Source organism: Couchioplanes azureus, from assembly GCF_014648355.1.
Taxonomy (GTDB): Bacteria; Actinomycetota; Actinomycetes; order Mycobacteriales; family Micromonosporaceae; genus Actinoplanes; species Actinoplanes azureus.
The window spans coordinates 224,299-244,814 of record NZ_BMQY01000003.1 but is presented as its reverse complement, the minus strand read 5'-3'; the positions used below and the strand labels follow the sequence as shown (position 1 = coordinate 244,814).

Sequence of the window (20,516 nt, the reverse complement as noted above, 5' to 3'; positions counted from 1 at the left end):
CAGACGGGGAGGGCGCCGGCAAGCGGTTGGCGCCGCAAGAAGAGCCGCGGCCGCACAAGCGGGTGGGCGGTGCCCGCAAGGACGGCCGCGCCGCCCGCAAGCAAACAAGCTAGGATCCGTCCCCGAGAACGGCCCCGAGCGGCTACGACCTCCCGCGGTGGCGGGCGATCGTGTCGCGGAACCACAGAGCCGATCGCTTCGGCGTACGCCGCTGGGTTTGGTAGTCGACGTGCACGATGCCGAACCGTTTCGCGTACCCTTCCGCCCACTCGAAGTTGTCCAGCAGGGACCACGCGAAGTAGCCGCGGATGTCCGCGCCCTGCTCGCACGCCGCCGCGACCGCCGCGATGTGCTCGGCCAGGTACGCCGTGCGCTCCTCGTCCGCCACGAAGCCCGACTCGCCGGCCGCGTCGTCGAAGGCCGCGCCGTTCTCGGTGACGACGAGCGGCAGACCCGGGTAGTCGCGGTGCAGCCGCAGCAGCAGCCGGGTGAGCCGTTCCGGCGTGATCGGCCAGTTCATCGCGGTCCGCGGGCGGTCCAGCGGCACCACGCGGACGACCGGATGGCCGTCGGCGCCGACCCGGCGGCCGTGCTCGTCGGTGCCGCTGAAGTCCTGGCCGAAGTAGAAGTTGACGCCCAGCACGTCGATCGGCGTGGCGATGACGTCGAGGTCGCCGTCGCGGACCGGGAAGGCGGTGCCCCGCTCGGCGAGGTCGTCGAGCACGTCCTGCGGGTACGAGCCCTTGCACAGCGGGTCGAGGTACGCGCGCAGACCCAGGCCGTCGGCGCGGCGGGCGGCGTCGTGGTCCGCCGGTGCGTCGGTCGCCGGGTCGGCGGTGGCGAGGTTGAGGGTGATGCCGAAGGTGTGCTCGCGGGTCGCCGCCGCCTTCATCCGCCGCGTCGCGAGGCCGTGGCCGAGCAGCAGGTGGTGGGCCGCGGCGACGGCGGCGTCGAAGTCCCGGCGGCCCGGCGCGTGCACGCCGGCCTGGTAGCCCAGCCACGCGGAGCACCACGGCTCGTTGAGCGTGGTCCAGGTGCCGACGCGGTCGGCGAGCCGTTCGAAGACCAGCATCGCGTAGTCGGCGAAGCGGTACGCGGTGTCCCGGTGCGGCCAGCCCCCGGCGTCCTCGAGCGCCTGCGGCAGGTCCCAGTGGTACAGCGTGACCCAGGGCGCGATACCGGCGCCGAGGAGCTCGTCGGTGAGCCGGTCGTAGAAGGCCAGGCCGGCCGGGTTGACCGGGCCGCGGCCGTGCGGCTGGACCCGCGGCCACGCCACCGAGAAGCGGTACGTGTCCACGCCGAGGCTCTTGATCAGCGCCACGTCCTGCGGCATCCGGTGGTAGTGGTCGCAGGCGACGTCGCCGTTGTCGCCGCCGGTGACGGCGCCGGGTACCCGGCAGAAGGTGTCCCAGATGGACGGTGTGCGGCCGTCCTCGGCGGCGGCGCCCTCGATCTGGTACGCGGAGGTGGCGACGCCCCACTGGAAGAACGAGGGCAAGGCGGTGGCGTTCATGCGTCTCCTGGGTGGGGGATGCGGGTGGGGTGGAGCCAGCAGGCCACGGTCCGGGCCGACCCGTCGGGGGTGTCCGGGTTGCCCAGCACCGGGATGTTCCCGGCGCACGGGTCGAACGCCTTCGGGCAGCGCGGGTGGAACGAGCAGCCGCCGGGCATGCCCTTGAGGTCGGGCGGCGAGCCGGGGATGCCGCTGAGCCGGCGGCGCGGGCCGCGCAGTGCCGGGAAGGAGCCGAGCAGGCCCGAGCTGTAGGGGTGCAGCGAGTCCCGGTACAGCGTGGCGGCCTGCGCCTCCTCGACGATGCGGCCGCCGTACATGATGGCGATGCGGTTGGAGAACTCCACCAGCAGCGACAGGTCGTGGGTGATGAAGATGACCGAGAAGCCCAGCCGTTCCCTCAGCTCGATGAGCTGCCCGAGGATCTGCCGCTGCATCACCACGTCGAGGGCGGTGGTCGGTTCGTCCATGATGACGACCTGCGGTTGCAGGATCAGCGCCATGCCGATCATCACCCGCTGCCGCATGCCGCCGGAGAGCTGGTGGGGATAGGCGTCCATCCGGTCCGGCGAGATGCCGACCAGCTTGAGCATCTCGCGGGCCCGGGTGTTGCGGGTGTGCGCCGGCATAGCCGGTTCGTGCGCCTGGAGGACGTCGGTCAACTGCGTCGAGATCTTGTGTACGGGGTTGAGCGAGTTCATCGCCCCCTGGAAGACGATCGCCGTCTGCGCCCAGCGGAACCGCCGCAGGCCGTCGTCGTCGAGGCCGAGCACGTCGTACGGCTCGCGGTCGCGCGGGTGGTAGACGACCTTGCCGCCGGTGATCACGCCGGGCGGGGCGAGCAGCCGGGTGAGGCCGTACGCGAGGGTGGACTTGCCGGAGCCGGACTCTCCGGCCAGGCCGAGCACCTCGCCGCGGTGCAGGGTGAGGTTCACGTCGCGGACCGCGTGCACCGCGTGGTCGCCCAGCCCGTAGTCGACGTCGAGGTTCGTGATCTCCAGGACCGGTTCGCGGCTCACTGCGTCGCCTCCTTGCCGCGGTTCACCGGCGTGGCCGCCGCGGTGGTGATCGCCGGAACGGGGCGCGCCTGGGTGTGCGGCGCCGGGGAGTTGCTCAGCACGGGGGTGAAGCCGACGCGCATCCGTACGGTGTGGCCGGAGGTGGTCTTGATCTTCGTCTTGCCGGCGCTGCGCAGGCGGGGGCTGACGAACTCGTCGATGCCGAAGTTGACCAGTGACAGGGCGGTGCCCAGCAGGGCGATGGCCAGGCCGGCCGGGACGAACCACCACCATGCGCCCTGCGCCAGGGCCTGCTGGCTCTGGGCCCAGAACAGGATCGTTCCCCAGTTCCACTCCGAGACCGTGCCGACGCCGATGAAGGCGAGGGTGATCTCTGAGGTGACCGCGAAGATGACCGTACCGACGAAGCCCGAGGCGATGATCGCGGTGAGGTTGGGCAGGATCTCGAAGAGGATGATCCGCCAGGTCCGTTCGCCGGTGGCCCGGGACGCCTCGATGTAGTCGCGGCGGCGCAGCGACAGGGTCTGCGCCCGCAGCACCCGCGCGCCCCAGGCCCAGGAGGTGCATCCGATGATCAGGGCGACCAGGGTGTCGCCGCCGCCCGGCGCCGCCGCGGTCACGATGATGATCAGGGGCAGCGCCGGCATCACCAGGAAGACGTTGGAGAGCGCGGAGAGGCAGTCGTCCCAGCCGCCGCCGAGGTAGCCGGCCGTCACTCCGATGAGGACGGAGAGCACGGTGGCGAGCGCGCCGGCCGTGAGCCCGACGAGCATGACGCCGCGGGTGCCGACGAGCACCTGGCTGAGCACGTCCTGCCCGAGGTGCGTGGTGCCGAACCAGTGGTCGGCCGAGGGGGGTGCCACGAGCGCCGGTCCGCGGGCGTCCGGGTCGTACGGGGCGATCCAGGGCCCGATGACCGCGAAGAGCACGTAGACGCCCAGCAGCGTCAGGCCGGTGGCGGCCTTGGCGTTGGCGACGAAGCGGAACCGTTTGCGCCGCGCCGGGGCCACGGCGACCTGCTCGATGGTGGAGGCGGGAATGGTCACCGGTCAGCCCTCCTTGCGGGTACGCGGGTCGAGCAGCAGGTACGCGATGTCGGCCACGAGGTTCGCCAGCAGCACCGAGACGGTGATGACCAGGAAGATGCCCTGCATCAGCGGGTAGTCCTTGGCCCCGACCGCCCGGAAGAGCAGGAAGCCCAGCCCGGGATACGAGAAGACGATCTCCACCAGCAGGGTGCCGCCGACGATGAAGCCCAGCGCCAGCGCGAAGCCGGAGACGTTGGGCAGCAGCGCGTTGCGGGCCGCGTAGCCCACCGCGACCCGGCGCTCGGGCAGGCCCTTGGCGTGGGCGACGGTGATGTAGTCCTCCGCCGCGACGGTGACCATCATGTTGCGCATGCCGAGGATCCAGCCGCTCACCGAGGAGACGAGGATGGTCAGCGCGGGCAGCAGGCTGTGCCGGACGGCGCTCGGGATGAAGTACTGGTCCCAGGCCGGGACCAGCCCGGGCTCGAAACCGCCGGAGGACGGGAAGAAGCTGCCGGGACCGGCGAGCAGGTAGATCGCCAGGAGGCCGAGCCAGAAGTACGGCACCGAGGACAGGAACGTGGTGGTCGGCAGCAGTCCGTCGATCCACGACCCGCGCCGCCAGCCCGCGAGCACGCCGAGGCCGGTCCCCAGGACGAAGCTGATGACGGTGGTGAGCCCGACCAGCGCCACGGTCCAGGGCAGCGCGTCGCCGATGACCTCGGAGACCGTCGCGGGGAACGCGGTGAACGACAGGCCCAGGTCACCCTGGAAGAGCTGCTGCCAGTAGTCGACGTACTGGCTCCAGAGGGTGGCGTCCTGGTCGAGGCCGAACAGCACGTAGAGGGAGTCGATCGCCTCGGTGCTCATCTGGCCCTGGTAGCGGGCGAGCAGCGACTTGACCGGGTCGCCCGGGATCATGCGGGGGATGAAGAAGTTGATGGTGATCGCGGCCCACGCGGTGAACGCGTAGAACAGGATCCGCTGGAGCAGGAACCTCATGGTGTGGCCTCCTCCCGGGCGTACAACCAGCAGGCCGCCCAGTGGCCGGGTGCGTCGCCGATCTCGAGGCGTACCGGCAGGTCGGTGGCGCAGCGCGGCATCGCCGCCGGGCAGCGCGGGTGGAACCGGCAGCCGGACGGCGGCCGGATCAGGCTCGGCGGCTCGCCGTCGCCCCGGTCCGCGGCGTCCGGCCGCAGGGTGAGCAGGCGGTCCGGGTCCGGCGCCGAGTCGATCAGGAGCCGGGTGTACGGATGCGCCGGCGACTGGGTGACGCTCTCGCTGTCGCCGCCCTCGACCATCCGGCCCGCGTACATCACCAGCGTCTCGTCGGCGAAGTAGCGGGCCGACGCGATGTCGTGGGTGATGTAGAGGATCGCGAGGTCGAGCCGTTCCTTCAGGTCGCGCAGCAGGTTGAGCACGCCCAGCCGGATGGAGACGTCCAGCATGGACACCGGCTCGTCGGCGAGCAGCGCCTCCGGGTTCGCGCCGAGCGCCCGGGCGATCGCGACGCGCTGCCGCTGGCCGCCGGAGAGCTCGTGCGGGAACTTGTCGAGGTAGCGCTCGGGAGGTGTCAGGCTGACCCGGGTGAGCAGGTCGGCGAGGGCCCGCTCGAGCTCCGCCGCCGACCTGCCGGCGTTGCCGTGGATGCGCAGCGACCGGGTGAGGTGGTAGCGGATGGTGTGCACCGGGTTCAGCGACGCGAACGGGTCCTGGAAGATCATCTGGACCCGCCGGACGTACGCCCGGAACTGCCGGCCGCCCTTGACCCGCGCCGACTCGCCGTGCAGCCGGATGTCCCCGCCGGTCCGCGGATGGAGCTGCGCGAGCAGCCGGGCGACGGTGGACTTGCCGGAGCCGGACTCGCCGACCAGCGCGACCACCCGGCCGCGCCGCAGCGTCAGGTGGACGTCGTCGACCGCGTGCACGGCCTCGTGCTCGCGCCGGAACAGGTCGCGCAGCTTGCGGCGGACGGGGAAGTGCTTGGTCAGGCCGATCGCCTCCAGCACCACCTCGTGGGCCGGCGCGGTGGCCTCGGGGCTCAGCGTCATGCCGATTCCTTCGCAGAGGGGGTCGGATCCGCCGCCGTGCCGCCCCCGGGACGCGGGCCCCGGGGGCGGTGCGGGTCAGGAGTTGGCGGGCTCGAGGTGCAGGACGACGTCGAGCGCGTTGGCCTGGGTGGGCTGGCCGGCGCCGTACGGGTTGGTGTCGTCGGGCCAGCCGACCCAGTTCTTGGTGCTGTACGCCATGCCGACGTTGTCCGCGCCGAGCGGGACCATCGGGACCTGCTCGACGAAGATCTTCTGGACGGTGTGGAGCGCCTTGGTCCGGGCGGCGTCGTCCGTGGCGTTCGCGTACGCCTCGAGCGCCGTGGTGGCCGCCTCGTTGTCGAACCGGCCGAAGTTGCCGCCCGGGGACGCCGTGCCGATCGGCTTGAGCAGCTTGCCGTCCATGATCGTCTGGTAGATGTCGTACGGGGTGGAGCCGCCGTTGGTCCAGCGCACGGTGGCGCCGAAGTTGCCCTCCTCGACGTTGCGGAACCACGCGTCCTGGTTGGCCATCTCGACGGTGGCCGCGATGCCGATCTCGGCGAGGTTGCTCTTCACGATCTCGATCGAGGTCTGGTAGTCGGACCAGCCGCTCGGGTCGGTCAGGCTCAGCGTGACCGGCTTGCCGGCCGGATCGGTCAGGGTGCTGCCGTTGAGCCGGTAACCGGCCTCGGCCAGCAGGGCCTTGGCGCCCGCCACGTCGACGGTGTGGTTCCTGCCCTGGTACTCGGGGGCGATGAAGGCGTCGCCGGCCGGCGTCGGCAGACCGGTCACGCTGGTGATCAGCGGGTGGAAGTAGCCGCCCTCGGCCTGCTGGAAGATGTCCTCGCGGTTGACGACCATGTTCACGGCCTGGCGCAGCTTCGGGTCGTCGAACGGCTTGCGGGTGGTGTTGATGTAGAGGCCGTGGATGCCGAGGACCGCCGGCGCCCAGACCTTGTAGTGCGCCGGGTCCTTGTCGAGGAAGACCGTCTTGTAGTTGGGGATGAAGACGAAGCTCCACTCGTTGGAGCCGTCCGACAGGGCGGTGGTCTGCGCGTTGTTGTCGGTGTAGGAGGTGTACCGCAGCTCCTTGACCTGCGGCAGGTCCTGCCAGTAGCCCTCGGTGCGCAGCGACAGCGTGGTGGTCTGCGGGGTGAAGGACTTCAGCGTGTACGGGCCGGAACCGACCGGGTTCTTGTTCGGGTCCTTGCTGGGATCGCCGATCTTCTCCCAGATGTGCTTGGGCAGGATCGGCGTCTGGCCCAGCCACTTGTCCTTGTAGACGAACATCGACCGGGTGAACGTCACCGTCACGGTGTTGCCGCTGGCGGAGATGTCGCCGTACGGGGTGGCGGCGATGTTGACCGCCGGGTTCTTCTTGATCAGGTCGAAGGTGAAGGCCACGTCGTCGCCGGTGAGCTTCCGGCCGTCCGACCAGGTGGCGTTGTCCCGGACGGCGATGGTCACCTTCTTGTGGTCGGGCGTCCACTCGGCGCCGGTCGCGAGCCACGGCTTCGACGGGTCGGCCGGCTTCACCGGGTTCCACATCATCAGCGGCTCGTAGATCATCCACTTGTAGCCCAGGGAGGCGGCGGCCGAGGTCGTCAGCAACGGGTTGTGGTTCTCCGTCTGCGGGCCGTTCGGCATGCCGACGGTGAGGAAGGCGGTGCCGCCGGCCGCGTTGCGGTTGCCCGCGTTCGGCGAGTCGCTGCACGCGGCCGTCCCGCCGGTGGCGAGCACACCCGCGAGGGCAGCCGCGAACAAGGTCCTTCTACGCATTTCGGATCTCCTCAGGTGATACGTACGGCAGGGGTAGGAGGGGGCCGGGGTGCCGGCGGACGAGTCGGGGTCACTCAGCGGCGGGCGTGCGTGCGCCCGTGGAGGCGCGGGCCACGAAGGTGGCGGGAATGACGGTCGGACGGTTGGGCAGGGGTGCGCCCTCGAAATGGGCGAGCAGCATGCGCGCCGCGGCCTCGCCCATCTCGCGCAGCGGCTGGTGCACCGTGCTGAGCGGCGGCCGGGTGTGTGCCGCCAGGGGGATGTCGTCGAAGCCCACCACCGCCACGTCGTGCGGAATGCGCCGGCCGCCGTCGAGCAGGGCCCGCATGGCGCCGGTGGCGGAGAGGTCGTTGTGGGCGAAGACCGAGTCGAACTCGAGCCCCGCCTCCAGCGCCGCGGTCACCGCCGCGACGCCGCAGGCGATGGTGAAGTCGCCGGGGAGCACGTGGCCGGCGGGGATGGGACGGCCCGCCTCGGCGTACTCGGCGGCGAAGCCGTCGAGGCGCTGGACGGTGCAGCCGAAGTGCGCCGGGCCGGCGATCACCAGCGGCCGGCGGCGGCCGATCTCCAGCAGGTGCCGGGCGGCCGCGCCGGCGCCGGTGAAGTGCGTCGTGCCCACGCTCGGGATCTGTCCGGGCTGGACGTCGCGGTCGTCGATGAGCACCACCGGCAGTCCGCGGGCGTGCAGGGCGGCGATGTGGTCGAGGGTGCCCTCGGGCTCGATGACCAGCAGGCCGTCGAAGCTCTTGGCGGACACCTGCGCGCTGAACTGGCGCATCGATTCGTCGCCGCGGTTGCAGGTGAACAGCAGCAGGCCGTAGCGCTCGGTCTCGAGCACGTCGACCGCGCCCTGCAGGACCTCGCCGATCCACGGCCAGGTCAGCGAGGGCACCAGCATGCCGACCACGCGGGTTCGTCCGCGGGCCAGCCCGACCGCCCGGGCGCTGGGCACGTAGCCCAGTTCCTCGATCACCGCGCGAACCCGCGCGGCGGTGGACGCGTCCAGCTCACCCTTGCCGTTGAGCACGCGCGACACCGTGGTCTTGCTGACCTGGGCGCGGGCCGCGACGTCGGCGATGGTGATGGGCACGGGTCCTCCGGCGTGACGTCCGAGCGGACGGCACACCGTCGCTTCGGAACCGGTTTCGGTAGCGGTTCCGGAAGTAAACATTTATGACTCTCGTCACGTCAACGAGACCCGGGCTTTATTCAGGTTTCGAAACGTGACTGTCCCGATGCCCGCTCGTTATGCTCCTTCCGCGCACCACGAGCCCTCGACCCGCCGGACGATCTCCGGCAGCACCCGGCCCAGCGGGGCGTCGACCACGAGCTGTGCGTAGGGGTCCCCGCGGGTGGCGCCCTGGTTGACGATCGCGACGCGCACGCCCTCCTTCGCGGCGCGCACCACGAACCGCCGACCGGACATGACGGTCAGCGACGAGCCCAGGACGAGCAGGGTCCGGGCGCCCGCGACCAGCTCGAAGCCGCGGGCGACCCGCTCGGCAGGCACCGTCTCGCCGAAGTAGACGACGTCCGGCTTGAGCACGCCGCCGCAGGTTGCGCAGGCGACCACCTCGAAGCCGTCCAGCGCCGCGTCGTCGATCTCCACGTCGCCGTCCGGGTTCACCGCGGACACGGCCGCCGCGAAGCCCGGGTTGGCGGCGTCGAGCCGCCGGCCGAGCTCGGCGCGCCCGCTGAGCGCTCCGCAGTCCAGGCAGACGACCCGGGACAGGTTGCCGTGCAGCTCCACGACGGCGTGCGCGCCACCGGCCTGGTGCAGCCCGTCGACGTTCTGCGTGATGATGCCGTCGAGCCGCCCGAGCTCCTGCAGGCGCGCCACCGCCCGGTGCCCGGCGTTGGGGCGGGCGCCGCCGATCGTGCGCCAGCCCAGATGGCTGCGGGCCCAGTAGCGCCGCCGGGCGGCCGGATCGCCGGTGAACGTCTGGTACGTCATCGGGGTCGCGCGCCGGGCCACCCCCGAGGGCCCGCGATAGTCCGGGATGCCGGACTCCGTGGAGAGCCCCGCGCCGCTCAGCACGACCACCCCGCCGTCGCCGACCCAGCCGGCCAGCTCGTCCACTCGCTCCACCACACCATGATCCCTCGCCGGGGTCACCCGCCGGAGTGGGACGAAGTACCCAGTCGATACGTTCTGTGCACGGACCTGCGGATGACGGTAAGTTGATCGGGTGGCTGTCGTCGCGCGCCTGCTTCCCCGTCTCTGGGACGGGCGCCGCCTGCTGCAGTTCCTGACCGGCCTGGCGCTGATCGCCCTGGCCTTCGCCGCCCCGGCCCTGGCCGCCGCGCCCGCGCCGCCGGCCACCGGCGTGCTGGTCACCACCGTGGATGCCCCGCGCCCCGGCGCGGCCCTGACCGGCCGGATCGAGGTGGCCGACCCGGCCGCCGTGCCGGCCGGGCGGATCGACGCCGCCCCGGCCGCCCGCATCCCGGTGCTCGAGCCGGAGGATGTCGCGCGCCTCGGCGACGGAAGGCTCCCGCTGCCCGGCGGCGTCGCACCGTGCGCCCACTCCGGGCGCGGTCCGCCGCTCGTCTGAGCCACCGTTCCTCCACCCGTGCCACCCGGGCCTTCGCGTGCCCGTGCGCGGCATGCCGGGCGTCACCGACGTCGTTCCCCTCGCCGAAAGCGAACCCCCCGACGCACGAGAGAAACCGGTGCCAATCGTGGAAACCGCTGTCGTTCTTTGGATGACCCTGCTGCTCGCCGTCGCCGCCGCGGCGGCCGCTCTGGCCCTGCCCCGCCGGGAGGGCCGGCGTGGCCTCCCCGCCGTCCGTGGCGGGGACGCCGGGCGGGTCCGCCCGGCCCTGCGCCGCCGGGATGGGCGGCCGGCCGTCGCCACCGCGGCGGACGGCGAGGCCGATCGGTACGCCGACGAGGTGGCGCGGGCCGTCGTACGCGCCGCCGAGATCGCCGCCCGCCGGCGCGCGGACTGGGAACGTGCCCAGGAAGGGGTGGACGAGGCCTGGGCCGCGTTCGACGCCGCCGACCGCACGGCGCGCCGCTGCACCGCCGCGGCCGCGTTCCCGATCCTCCGGCAGCGCCGGACCCGGGCCGAGATCGCCGACCGGGAGCGGTTCCTGCACCGCTCCGCCGTCGCCGCGTGCCGGCGCAAGGAACTGTCGATCGCCCAGCTCAACGAGGCCCTGGCGCACCGCGGCGGATGGAATCCCCGCAAGCACCCGGTGGCCCAGGAGGCGGCGCTGCGGTCCGCCGTGCGCGAGCATCGCTTCGCGGCGTACCAGGCGGCCACCCAGCACGAGCGTGCCGCGTGGGAGGAAGCGGAGAAGGCCGCGGCCGCCCTGCGCACCCTGCGCGCCGAGGCGCTGGCCGCGCGCCTGCGTGCCGGTCGTGACCTGCGTCCCGTCGGCGATCCCCGGCCGGTCGGCGGGCGCGGGCGAGCCGGACAATGGAGCCCCGCCGAGCCGGTGGCGCGCCCGGCGGCGACCCTGACGGCGCATTGATCCTCCAGTGTGGATCGCCCGCCCGTTCCGGTCGTTGCGGCGCGGGACTCAGGCGGGCCGGGTACCGTCACAGAGGCGTCGACGGGTGAAAGGCAGGAGGCCACAGTGTCGTTGACCCCGGCGGGCCTCCCGCCCGCCGCGCGGCTGCACCGCGCCGCGCGGATCGAGGATGCCGTCCACGAGGTCGTCGAGCGCCGGCTGCGTCAGCGCGGCTGGCGCCCGGTGATCACGGCGTACACCGGATACGGCGCCCCGGGCTGGGCGCGGGTCATGGCCCGGGTCGTGCTCTCCCGGCGCGCCGCGGCGCCGAAACGGCGGGAGAAGGTGCGCGGCTGGCGCAGCTTCACCACCTCGCCCGTGAACAACGCGACGGTGCAGATCGAGATCGGCGATCAGGTCCACGAGACGCGCACCGACCGCAGCGGCTACGTCGACGCCCGGGTCAAGGGCGACCTCGCGCCGGGGTGGGGCTGCGTGCGGCTGCTCACCGAGGGCGCAGATCCGGTGGAGGCGCCGATCCGGGTGGTCGATCCGGCGATGAAGTTCGGCCTCATCAGCGACATCGACGACACGGTGATGGTGACCGCCCTGCCGCGTCCGCTGCTCGCGGCCTGGAACACCTTCGTCCTCGACGAGCACGCCCGCGCGGCCGTGCCCGGCATGGCCGTACTCTACGAGCGGCTGGTCACCGCCAACCCGGGCGCGCCGGTCTTCTACCTCTCGACCGGCGCGTGGAACGTGGCACCCACGCTGACCCGCTTCCTGTCCCGCCACCTGTACCCCGCCGGCCCGCTGCTGCTGACCGACTGGGGCCCGACCCCGGACCGCTGGTTCCGCAGCGGTCAGGAGCACAAGCGCAACACCCTCTCCCGGCTCTCCGCCGAGTTCCCGGACATCCGGTGGCTGCTCATCGGCGACGACGGGCAGCACGACCAGGAGATCTACTCCGAGTTCGCGCACGCGCACCCGGACAGCGTCGCCGCGGTCGCCATCCGCCGCCTGTCGCCGACGCAGGCCGTGCTCGCCGGCGCCATTCCCGGGCCGACGGGCGGCGCGGAGGCGGTCGGCTCGGGCGGCAAGACCTGGTTCTCCGCGCCGGACGGCGCCGGCCTCTGGTCGCTGCTGCGGGACACCGACGTTGTCTGAGCGCCGCGGATGTCAGTCCTGCGACGGTGCCGCCGTCCCCGGTGTGTCCGCCTCGGCGACCCGGGCGTGCAGCCGCTCCCTGATCTCTTCCGGCGTGTACGCCCGCCGGCGCCGCTCCTGGCGCGCCAGCACCACCCCGGTGGCGGCGACTCCCGCCAGCCCGGCCAATCCCGCTACTTTCCACCAACGCATCTGCCGAGGATAGACACGTGGTTGCCGACATCAGCCTCGACGAGGCCATCGATCTGACGCGTACGGGTGACGTCTGGCTGTTCCGCGGCCGCTCGGGCCCGGACCGCGCCATCCAGGCCATGACCAACAGCCCGGTCAACCACGTCGGCATGGCGATCGTCATCGAGGACATGCCGCCGCTGATGTGGCACGCCGAGCTGGGCAAGTCCCTGCCGGACCTGTGGTCGGGGACCTTCCAGCGCGGTGTGCAGCTGCACGACCTGCGCGACGCGGTGACCGTATGGGCGCACCGGTACGGCCAGCGGGGCTGGCTGCGCCAGCTCGAGCAGCCGGTGACCGAGGACATGGAGGACCGTGCCCTCAAGACGGTCGCCCGGCTCGACGGCACGCCCTTTCCCTCGACCGCCCGGCTCGCCTGGCGCTGGGCGCGCGGCCGGGTGCCGCAGATCCGCCTGCCCTGGCAGCGCGGCGTCCGGACCGAGGGCGACCTCGAGTTCGCCTACTGCGCGGAGGTGGTCGCGGTGACCTATGAGGAGATGGGCCTGCTGCCGCGCGGCCGTCAGCCCAACTGGTACGACCCCGGCCGCTTCTGGAGCGGGGACGAGCTGGAGCTGTGCGACGGCTACCGGCTGGGCGCCGAGATCGCCGTCAGCATTCCCTGACGCCGGCGTCGCCGCCGGCAGCCGTGACTGGTCACGACCGCCGGCGGGTCGACAGCCCCGACGGGTCAGCGGCCGCGACGCCCGCCCACCCGGGTGCCGGCCGAGAACGCGGCGGCGCCGCCGGACTGGCTGGTGTGCACGGGCGTCGAGCCCGTGCCCCCGGTGCGCCGGCTCCGCGGCTGACCGTTCTGGGTCCGCGCCGGCTGACCGCCGCGCGAACCGCTCTGGCCGCCGCGGGCGGCCGGGGAGCGGGTGCCCTGCGAGCGGGCGCCCTGGGCCGGCACCTCGGCCTGGCCGCGGCCGCCGCCCTTCGGGGTGCTCTGGTCGTGGCCGCCGCCGGCCGGGCGGCCGGCGGCCCGGGCCCGGCCGCGCCGCGACCGTCCCGGCCGGGCCTCGCCGGGGCCCGCGGCCGGTTCGGCGGAGGCCGGCGCGGGCGGCGGGGTGAAGCTGCGCTCGCCCGGGGCCAGCTGGGCCAGGAGCGGGTGACCGGGCCGCGCCTTGGTCGTGGTGGGCTTGATGCCCGCCTTACGGGTCAGGTCCCGCACGTCGCCCTGCTGGTCGTCGGTCATCAGGGTGACCACCGTGCCCTGCGCGCCGGCCCGGGCCGTACGCCCCGAGCGGTGCAGGTAGGCCTTGTGCTCCACCGGCGGGTCGGCGTGGATGACGAGCGCCACGTCGTCCACGTGGATGCCGCGGGCGGCGATGTCGGTCGCGACCAGGGTCTGCGCGCTGCCGTCCGAGAACGCCGACAGGTTGCGGTTGCGGGCGTTCTGCGCGAGGTTGCCGTGCAGCTCGACGGCGGGCACCCCGGCCGCGACGAGCTGGCGGGTCAGCGTCTTGGCCCGGCGCTTGGTGCGGGTGAACACGACCGTGCGGCCCGGCGCGGCGACCAGGTCGACCAGCACCGGGAAGCGGTCGTCGTGCTGCACGTGCAGCACGTGGTGGGCCATCTCCACCGGCGCCTCGGCGGCCGCGTCCACGTGGTGCGTCACGGGCTTGCGCATGAAGCGCTGGACGAGCACGTCGACGCCGCCGTCGAGGGTGGCCGAGAAGAGCATCCGCTGGCCGTCGCGCGGCGTCGCGTCCATGAGCCGCCGGACCACCGGCAGGAAGCCGAGGTCGGCCATGTGGTCGGCCTCGTCCAGCACGGTGATCTCCACCGCGTCCAGGCTGGCGTGCCCGCTCTGCAGGTGGTCGGCGAGCCGGCCGGGGCAGGCCACGACGATGTCGACGCCCGCCTTGAGGCCCTTGATCTGCGGGTGGGGGCCGACCCCGCCGAAGACGGTCAGGGTGCGCAGGCCCATCGCGGTGGCCAGCGGGGCGAGGGTGGCGTCGATCTGGGTGGCCAGCTCGCGGGTGGGCGCAAGGATCAGCGCCCGGGGACGGCCCGGCCGGCGGGGCGTCCGGGAGGCGGCGAGGCGGGCCACGACCGGCAGGGCGAAGGCGTACGTCTTGCCGGAGCCGGTCCGCCCGCGGCCGAGCACGTCCCGGCCGGCGAGCGAGTCGGGCAGCGTCGCGGCCTGGATCGGGAAGGGGGAGCTGATGCCGAGACCGGCAAGCACCCCGGCGAGCTCAGTGGGCACGCCGAGGTCGATGAACGAGGACATGTAGGTGTGAACTCCGAACGGTTGAGGGGTCGTCCTGCCCGGCGCAGACCTCACGGGTCGCGGCGCGTGGTGGTCGATCCGTACGCGGTCCGAGGCAGAACTGGTCGTGACCGCGAGATCAAGTGTACTCCTCCCCGAGCGCAACCCCGCTGCACCCGAGTGTGACCCGTCCTGCACCTGGCGGACCGGACTGTTTCTCCTCAGTGCCGGTGTCTCCCCCCGACCCGGCCAGGTACGCAGAGGAGACCCCCCCATGAGCGGTGCTGTTGAGGTCGACCGCCGTCGCGAGGACACCGTGAACGGCGCTGTTGAGGTCGACCGCCGTCGCGAGGACACCGTACGGGCGCACATGCCGCTCGTCGGCCACCTGGTCCGCGAGATGCTGGCCCGGGTGCCTTCCCACGTGAACCGGGACGACCTGCTGTCGGCCGGGTACGCGGCCCTCGTCGCCGCGGCCCGTGGATTCGACGACTCCCGCGGCGTGCCGTTCGCGCGGTTCGCGGCGGCCCGGGTCCGGGGCGCCCTGCTCGACGAGCTGCGCGGCCTGGACTGGGCGAGCCGTTCGGTGCGCCAGCGCGCCCGGCGTACCGACTCGGCCCGGCAGGAGCTGACCGCGGAACTGGGCCGTACGCCGACCGTCGCCGAGGTCGCCGAGCGGCTCGGCTGTTCCGTGGAGGACATCGAGTCGGCGGACGACGACGTCCAGCGCGCGGTGGTGTTCAGCCTGCAGGGCTTCGCCACGGCGGGCGCGGACGACATGGTGACCGAGCCGAGCGCCGGGCCGGAGGAGATGCTGATCCGCCGGGAGCGGATGGGATATCTGCGGCACGCGGTCGAGGTGCTGCCCGACCGGTTGAAGGCGGTCATCACCGGCTACTTCTTCGACGAGCGCCCGATGGCGCAGATCGCCGCGGACCTCGGGGTCACCGAGTCGCGCGTCTCGCAGCTGCGGGCCGAGGCGCTGTCGCTGCTCAAGGACGGCCTGAACACCCACCTGGAGCCGGGCCTGGCGACGGCGCCCAAGGACGGCTGCGTGGCGCGTCGCCGTGCCGCGTACTACGACCAGATCGCGACCCGCGGCACGCTGCGGGACCGGCTGGCGGTCACCGGGCCGGACGGCCTTCCGGTCGCCGCCTGACGGCAGGAGACGTCCACCGGGCTCGGTCATCGCGCGATGACCGAGCCCGGTGGCTTGTGCGGGACTGATCAGGCGTTGGCGCAGGTGCCGGCCTTCTTCTGGGCGGCGATGGCCTTGTCGGCGCCCTTGGCGTAGAGCGCCAGGCCCTCCTTGGCGGGCTCCAGCTTCCAGGAGTTCTGCTCGTAGACCATGGTGTACGACTGCGCCGCGACGAGCTGCTTGGCGATGACCACGGCCTTGTCCTGGCCCTCCATGCGGGCGCTGGTCAGCTGGATCGCCAGCCCCTTGCGGGAGCAGGCCTCGTTGAGCTTGACGTAGTCGGCCTTGCTGATGGCGGCCTTGCCGGCGGCGGTGTACATCTCCCAGGCGCCGCCGAAGTCGCCGCCGCTGAAGCGGTCGAACACGGTCTGCGCGGCGGCCTTGGCGCCCTCGAGGGTCTTCGGCTCGGGACCGCCGGCCGCGGCCGCGGCGGCATTGCCGGCGGGGGCGTTCTCGGCGTCGTCGGAGCAGGCGGAGGTGAAGGCGAGGGCGGCGACGGCGGCGAGCACCAGGGCGCCGGCACGCCGGAACGGGTGGTTGTGGTTCATGACCCGGTTCAACCCGGGACAGGCCGACACGTAACGGCGAGCGTCGCTGTTGACGGATTCCTGACACCCGCGGCACCGCCCGTAGCCTGGCGCGCGGGGTCGGCGCCGGAAACGACCGTCGGCTATTCTGAGCATTTCACGGGAAACAAAAAAGGCGACCACGAATGGCCGCTGACCTGCGAAATACTACCACGACAGGGAGTGGTTTTGTCAAGCTCCGCCGACGGTACGGACACCTTGCGGAACGATGACATCGAGTCCGAACAGGCCTATCTGACCGCCCTCTACACCCGCCTCGACGAGCTTCGTGAGCAGGCCGCCGAGCGGTTGCGCGCCATCCTGCTGGAGGCCGGCGGCACCCCGCAGGGCCGTTCGCAGCGGGAGGCCACCCGCAGCCACTGGGCCGAGCAGGTCGCGCAGATGAATGCGGTCGAGAACGGTTTGTGTTTCGGCCGGCTCGACTTCTCGGCAGAGAATCCGCGCTACATCGGCCGGCTCGGAATGTTCGCCGAGGACCGCGAGCGCGATCCGCTGCTGATCGACTGGCGGGCCCCCGCCGCCCGGCCGTTCTACCTCGCCACGGCGGTGTCCCCCGAGGGGGTGACCCGGCGGCGGCACCTGCGGACCCGGGGCCGCGAGCTCACCGGCATCGACGACGAGGTGCTCGACCTCGACGCCGGCCGGGCGGGCGGGCGCGAGGACGTGACCGGCGAGGCGGCGCTGCTCTCCGCGCTCACCGCCGGGCGTACCGGCCGGATGCGCGACATCGTCGAGACCATCCAGGCCGAGCAGGACGAGGTGATCCGCTCCGGCCTGCCGGGCGTGCTGGTGGTGCAGGGCGGGCCGGGCACCGGGAAGACCGCCGTCGCCCTGCACCGGGCCGCGTACCTGCTCTACACGCACCGCGCGCAGCTCACCAAGCAGGGTGTGCTGATCCTCGGTCCCAACGCGACGTTCCTGCGCTACATCTCCCAGGTGCTCCCGTCGCTGGCCGAGACCGGTGTGTTCCTCGCCACCCTCGGCGACATGTTCCCGGGCGTGAAGGCGCGCGCCAGCGAGTCGCCGGAGACGGCGGCGCTCAAGGGCCGGCTCGACATGCTCGACGTGCTCGCCCGCGCGGTGGCCGACCGGCAGACCGTCCCGGACGACTACGTCGAGGTGGACCACGACGGCTATCCGCTGCGCATCGAGCGGGCCGTCTGCGAGGACGCCCGGGCCGCGGCCCGGCGGTCCGGGCGGCCGCACAACGTGGCCCGGCAGATGTTCGTGACCGAGGCCGTGCACGCGCTGTCGCTGCAGATCGCCGAGCGCATCGGCGCCGACCCGCTGGGCGGCGACAACCTGCTGGAGGAGGCCGACCTGGCGGAGACCCGCCGGGAGCTGCGCGAGGACGAGGACGTGCAGCGGGCGCTCTTCGAGCTGTGGCCGGTGCTGACCCCGCGGCAGGTGCTGCGGGACCTGCTGAGCGACCCGGACCGGCTGGAGTCCGCGGCCGCGCAGCTGAGCGCGGACGAGCGGGCCCTGCTGCTGCGCGACCGCGCGGTGGGCTGGTCCCCGGCCGACGTGCCGCTGCTGGACGAGCTCGCCGAGCTGCTCGGCGTGGACGACACCCTGCGGGCCCGGGCGGCGGCGCGCGAACGGCGCCAGGCGGTCGAGTACGCCGAGGGCGTGCTGGAGATCGTCGAGGGCTCCCGCTCGCTCGATTTCGAGGACGAGGCCGAGGAGCGGGACGAGATCCTCTCCGCGCTCGACGTGGTGAGCGCCAGCGCCTTCGTCGAGCGGCACGAGGTGCTCGACACGCGGACGGCCGCCGAGCGCGCCGCCGCGGACCGGACCTGGGTCTTCGGCCACGTGATCGTCGACGAGGCCCAGGAGCTGTCCCCGATGGCCTGGCGGCTGCTGATGCGCCGCTGCCCGAGCCGGTCGATGACGGTGGTCGGCGACGTCGCGCAGACCGGGGACCTGTCCGGGACGACGACGTGGGAGCAGGTCTTCGAGCCGTACGTGGGGCAGCGCTGGCGCCTCACCGAACTGACCGTGAACTACCGCACGCCCGCCGAGGTCATGGCGGTCGCGGCCGACGTGCTGGCGGCCGTCGACCCGTCGCTGTCGCCGCCCCGCTCGGTGCGGGAGTCGGGGTGTACGCCCTGGGCGAGCCGGGTGCGGCCGGACGCGCTCGCCGCCGAGCTGGTCGCCGCGGTGCGCCGGGAGACGGCCGCGGTGCCGGACGGACGCGTCGGCGTGATCGTCCCCGCCGCGGTCGAGGAGTCCCTCGGCGGCGCGCTCACCGCGGCGATCCCCGGCGCGGCGGTGGGGGAGCAGCCCGACCTGCGCGACCCCGTGGTGCTGATGACCGTACGGCAGGCCAAGGGGCTGGAGTTCGACAGCGTGCTGGTGGTGCAGCCCGGCGAGATCGTCGCGGAGAGCCCGCGCGGTCTCAGCGACCTGTACGTCGCGGTGACCCGGGCGACGCGGCGGCTCGGCGTGCTGCACACGGCGGACCTGCCGAAGGTGCTCGCCGCCCTGGCGTGAAACGGCGGAGGGGCCGGCGCACGTGCGCCGGCCCCTCCGCGGGAAGACGATCTGTCAGGCGGCGCCCACGGCGTACGGGGTGTGGCCGTAGGCGTTGGTCATCGCCAGCCGCGACTGCATGGAGGTGTTGCCCGCGATCGCGGCGTAGTAGCCGGCCCGGCGGCGGGCGGTGATGCCCTCCGGGTTCTCCGGCACCGGGGCCAGGTGCGGGTCGAGGTGGGTGTTGAGGCCGTCCTTGAGCAGCGACAGCGCCTCGGCGCGCAGCTGCGAGATGCGGCTCTCGGTGACGCCCAGGTCGGCGGCGATCTCCGCCATCGGGCGCTCCTTGAGGAAGTACTCGGAGATGACGTACTGCAGCCGCTCCGGCAGCGAGTCGATCGCGTGGTGCAGGTAGCCGATCTGCTCGCGGCGGATGAGCATGTCCTCCGGGCCGGGGGTCGGCTCGGTCACCAGGTCGTCGGCGCTGCTCGTGGTGAAGCCCTGCAGCGACAGCACGGTCGCGCGCTGCACGTCGTTGTCCGTCTGGTGCAGGTCGGACGTGGTGGTGCCGAGCGCCTGGGCCAGCTCCTCGGCCGTGGGGGTGCGGCCCAGAGTCGTGGTCAGGTGCTGGCGGGTCGCGTCGGTGGCGCGGGCCTTGGTCCGCACCGAGCGGGTCGCCCAGTCCAGCGAGCGCAGCTCGTCGAGGATGGCGCCGCGGATGCGGGTGGTGGCGAACCGGTGGAACGGGATCCCGCGGGTCGGGTCCCAGCCGCGGGCGGCGGTCACGAGCGCGTGCAGCCCGGCGCTGGTGAGGTCGTCGCGGTGGATGTGGTTGGGGATGCGGGTGAGCATGTCGCGCACGAGGTGACCGACCAGCGGCATGTGCGTACGGATCAGCTCTTCCTGCTCCGCGGCGGACAGGGCCGGCACGGCGGTCGCGGTGTCGGCGTCGAAGTCGGCAGCGGTCGTCGTGGTGCTGGTCATGTCGTTTCCCCCGGTTCTCGTCGGTGGCCCGCGGCTGGTGGGCGTACCGGCTGACAGGGAGAAACTCTGGGTGACCCAGGGTGGAGGAAACGGTCGCGGACAGTTGCCGCCTGGTTGCTTCGTCTCTTTTCCTCAAGTGGGCCGGACGAGGTCCCACACGAAGCGTTCCGGCGCGAACGCCTCGGCGTAGCGCACCCGCGCCTGGGCGCCGTAGTGCCGGGCGGTGGCCGTGGGCAGCTCGGGGTCGGTGACCACGGCGAGCTTGCGGTCGAGGTGCGCGGTGATGTCGACGTACAGGGTGGGCGCGAAGGCCAGCGTCGTCTCGCCGGGGTAGTGCAGGATGCGGCCGCTGTGCCGGGCCGCGCACGCGGTCGCCGCGGCCGCCGAGCGCCGCTCGGCGTCGGAGTCGTCGGGCGCGGGCACGTAGACGACGTCGGCGTCGACCCCGGTGAGCACGTTCTCGATGGCCGCGACGGCGGCGCCGTCCCAGGTCCCGGCCGGCAGGTCGCGGGTGCGCCGGTCGCCGCCGCGGACCCGGCTCCGGCGGTCGGCCGTACGGCGGCGCTCGGCGGCCTCGGGGCCCCAGACCAGCAGGCAGTCGAGGGTGCGGGCGGACGTCTCGGTGCGGCGGGTCAGCGGATGGTCCGGCCCGTCGCAGGAGAGCACCAGCATGGTCACGGAGTCCCCGGCGGCCCGGTGCGCGGCGAGCGTGCCGGCGCACCCGAGCTCGAGGTCGCCGGGGCGGGCGCCGACGGCGAGGACGCTGCGTGCCATGGAACCTCCTCGCCCTCCTCGGCGCCGGGCCGGGTGCCGGCGCTGAGTGTCCATCGGCGGCCCCACCCC

19 protein-coding genes are annotated in these 20,516 nt (G+C 73.1%); 6 read left to right on the top strand and 13 right to left on the bottom strand.

Annotated features, from left to right (window positions below):
- Positions 1-142 precede the first annotated feature (142 nt).
- The 8 genes from IEY99_RS12425 to IEY99_RS12390 all read right to left on the bottom strand — a co-directional run bounded on the left by IEY99_RS12425 (position 143) and on the right by IEY99_RS12390 (position 9,458).
- Positions 143-1,513: a GH1 family beta-glucosidase gene (locus IEY99_RS12425; RefSeq protein ID WP_189202623.1), complete on the bottom strand. Its 1,371-nt coding sequence runs from the start codon at positions 1,511-1,513 to the stop codon at positions 143-145.
- Positions 1,510-2,529, bottom strand: coding sequence for an ABC transporter ATP-binding protein (locus IEY99_RS12420; protein ID WP_189202622.1), 1,020 nt, complete (start codon positions 2,527-2,529; stop codon positions 1,510-1,512). Before IEY99_RS12420 ends, IEY99_RS12425 begins: the two co-directional genes overlap by 4 nt.
- Positions 2,526-3,575, bottom strand: coding sequence for an ABC transporter permease (locus tag IEY99_RS12415; protein WP_189202620.1), 1,050 nt, complete (start codon positions 3,573-3,575; stop codon positions 2,526-2,528). The genes IEY99_RS12420 and IEY99_RS12415 overlap by 4 nt, the downstream gene beginning before the upstream one ends.
- 3 nt (positions 3,576-3,578) lie before the next feature.
- On the bottom strand, positions 3,579-4,559 hold the full coding sequence (locus tag IEY99_RS12410) for an ABC transporter permease (protein WP_189202618.1): 981 nt from the start codon (positions 4,557-4,559) through the stop codon (positions 3,579-3,581).
- Positions 4,556-5,608, bottom strand: a complete 1,053-nt coding sequence (locus tag IEY99_RS12405) for an ABC transporter ATP-binding protein (protein WP_189202616.1) — start codon at positions 5,606-5,608, stop codon at positions 4,556-4,558. The genes IEY99_RS12410 and IEY99_RS12405 overlap by 4 nt, the downstream gene beginning before the upstream one ends.
- Before the next feature lie 75 nt (positions 5,609-5,683).
- Positions 5,684-7,366, bottom strand: a complete 1,683-nt coding sequence (locus tag IEY99_RS12400; RefSeq protein WP_189202614.1) for an ABC transporter substrate-binding protein — start codon at positions 7,364-7,366, stop codon at positions 5,684-5,686.
- Between the two features lie 70 nt (positions 7,367-7,436).
- Positions 7,437-8,456: a LacI family DNA-binding transcriptional regulator gene (locus IEY99_RS12395; RefSeq protein ID WP_189202612.1), complete on the bottom strand. Its 1,020-nt coding sequence runs from the start codon at positions 8,454-8,456 to the stop codon at positions 7,437-7,439.
- 156 nt (positions 8,457-8,612) lie between these two features.
- On the bottom strand, positions 8,613-9,458 hold the full coding sequence (locus IEY99_RS12390; protein WP_189202610.1) for an NAD-dependent protein deacetylase: 846 nt from the start codon (positions 9,456-9,458) through the stop codon (positions 8,613-8,615).
- Positions 9,459-9,555: 97 nt separating this feature from the next.
- On the opposite strand from IEY99_RS12390, the gene IEY99_RS12385 reads away from it, so the two are divergent.
- The 3 genes from IEY99_RS12385 to IEY99_RS12375 all read left to right on the top strand — a co-directional run bounded on the left by IEY99_RS12385 (position 9,556) and on the right by IEY99_RS12375 (position 11,992).
- A complete protein-coding gene (locus IEY99_RS12385) occupies positions 9,556-9,921 on the top strand; it encodes a hypothetical protein (protein WP_189202608.1) in 366 nt (121 codons plus the stop codon).
- Between the two features lie 127 nt (positions 9,922-10,048).
- Positions 10,049-10,846: a hypothetical protein gene (locus tag IEY99_RS12380; protein ID WP_194505962.1), complete on the top strand. Its 798-nt coding sequence runs from the start codon at positions 10,049-10,051 to the stop codon at positions 10,844-10,846.
- A gap of 105 nt (positions 10,847-10,951) precedes the next feature.
- The gene (locus IEY99_RS12375; RefSeq protein WP_373293335.1) at positions 10,952-11,992 is read left to right on the top strand and encodes an App1 family protein phosphatidate phosphatase; all 1,041 of its coding nucleotides are present in this window, start codon (positions 10,952-10,954) and stop codon (positions 11,990-11,992) included.
- Positions 11,993-12,004: 12 nt separating this feature from the next.
- Here IEY99_RS12375 and IEY99_RS12370 read toward each other — a convergent pair whose 3' ends face one another.
- Positions 12,005-12,184, bottom strand: coding sequence for a hypothetical protein (locus IEY99_RS12370; RefSeq protein ID WP_189202604.1), 180 nt, complete (start codon positions 12,182-12,184; stop codon positions 12,005-12,007).
- Between the two features lie 17 nt (positions 12,185-12,201).
- Here IEY99_RS12370 and IEY99_RS12365 point away from each other — a divergent pair, with 17 nt between their 5' ends.
- On the top strand, positions 12,202-12,846 hold the full coding sequence (locus tag IEY99_RS12365; protein ID WP_189202602.1) for a hypothetical protein: 645 nt from the start codon (positions 12,202-12,204) through the stop codon (positions 12,844-12,846).
- A gap of 65 nt (positions 12,847-12,911) precedes the next feature.
- Here IEY99_RS12365 and IEY99_RS12360 read toward each other — a convergent pair whose 3' ends face one another.
- Complete coding sequence (locus IEY99_RS12360) at positions 12,912-14,453, bottom strand: DEAD/DEAH box helicase (protein ID WP_189202600.1); 1,542 nt, start codon at positions 14,451-14,453, stop codon at positions 12,912-12,914.
- Between the two features lie 253 nt (positions 14,454-14,706).
- Between IEY99_RS12360 and IEY99_RS12355 the strand changes: the two genes are divergently transcribed.
- Positions 14,707-15,591 carry a sigma-70 family RNA polymerase sigma factor gene (locus tag IEY99_RS12355; protein WP_229798556.1) on the top strand — a complete coding sequence of 295 codons (885 nt, stop codon included), beginning with the start codon at positions 14,707-14,709 and terminating at the stop codon, positions 15,589-15,591.
- Between the two features lie 68 nt (positions 15,592-15,659).
- Here IEY99_RS12355 and IEY99_RS12350 read toward each other — a convergent pair whose 3' ends face one another.
- Positions 15,660-16,178: a hypothetical protein gene (locus IEY99_RS12350; protein ID WP_189202598.1), complete on the bottom strand. Its 519-nt coding sequence runs from the start codon at positions 16,176-16,178 to the stop codon at positions 15,660-15,662.
- Between the two features lie 207 nt (positions 16,179-16,385).
- Here IEY99_RS12350 and IEY99_RS12345 point away from each other — a divergent pair, with 207 nt between their 5' ends.
- Positions 16,386-18,710, top strand: a complete 2,325-nt coding sequence (locus tag IEY99_RS12345) for a HelD family protein (protein ID WP_189202596.1) — start codon at positions 16,386-16,388, stop codon at positions 18,708-18,710.
- Positions 18,711-18,764: 54 nt separating this feature from the next.
- On the opposite strand, the gene IEY99_RS12340 is transcribed toward IEY99_RS12345, so the two are convergent.
- Positions 18,765-19,673 (bottom strand): sigma-70 family RNA polymerase sigma factor, encoded by a 909-nt coding sequence (locus IEY99_RS12340; RefSeq protein WP_189202594.1) that lies wholly within the window; start codon positions 19,671-19,673, stop codon positions 18,765-18,767.
- Between the two features lie 132 nt (positions 19,674-19,805).
- Positions 19,806-20,447 (bottom strand): PIG-L deacetylase family protein, encoded by a 642-nt coding sequence (locus tag IEY99_RS12335; protein ID WP_189202592.1) that lies wholly within the window; start codon positions 20,445-20,447, stop codon positions 19,806-19,808.
- Positions 20,448-20,516: the final 69 nt, after the last annotated feature.

Coding starts and splice junctions, on each gene's coding strand:
- IEY99_RS12425 (WP_189202623.1), bottom strand. CDS start 1,513: ATGAACGCCACCGCCTTGCCCTCGTTCTTCCAGTGGGGCGTCGCCACC.
- IEY99_RS12410 (WP_189202618.1), bottom strand. CDS start 4,559: ATGAGGTTCCTGCTCCAGCGGATCCTGTTCTACGCGTTCACCGCGTGG.
- IEY99_RS12405 (WP_189202616.1), bottom strand. CDS start 5,608: ATGACGCTGAGCCCCGAGGCCACCGCGCCGGCCCACGAGGTGGTGCTG.
- IEY99_RS12400 (WP_189202614.1), bottom strand. CDS start 7,366: ATGCGTAGAAGGACCTTGTTCGCGGCTGCCCTCGCGGGTGTGCTCGCC.
- IEY99_RS12370 (WP_189202604.1), bottom strand. CDS start 12,184: ATGCGTTGGTGGAAAGTAGCGGGATTGGCCGGGCTGGCGGGAGTCGCC.
- IEY99_RS12360 (WP_189202600.1), bottom strand. CDS start 14,453: ATGTCCTCGTTCATCGACCTCGGCGTGCCCACTGAGCTCGCCGGGGTG.
- IEY99_RS12355 (WP_229798556.1), top strand. CDS start 14,707: ATGAGCGGTGCTGTTGAGGTCGACCGCCGTCGCGAGGACACCGTGAAC.
- IEY99_RS12350 (WP_189202598.1), bottom strand. CDS start 16,178: ATGAACCACAACCACCCGTTCCGGCGTGCCGGCGCCCTGGTGCTCGCC.
- IEY99_RS12340 (WP_189202594.1), bottom strand. CDS start 19,673: ATGACCAGCACCACGACGACCGCTGCCGACTTCGACGCCGACACCGCG.
- IEY99_RS12335 (WP_189202592.1), bottom strand. CDS start 20,447: ATGGCACGCAGCGTCCTCGCCGTCGGCGCCCGCCCCGGCGACCTCGAG.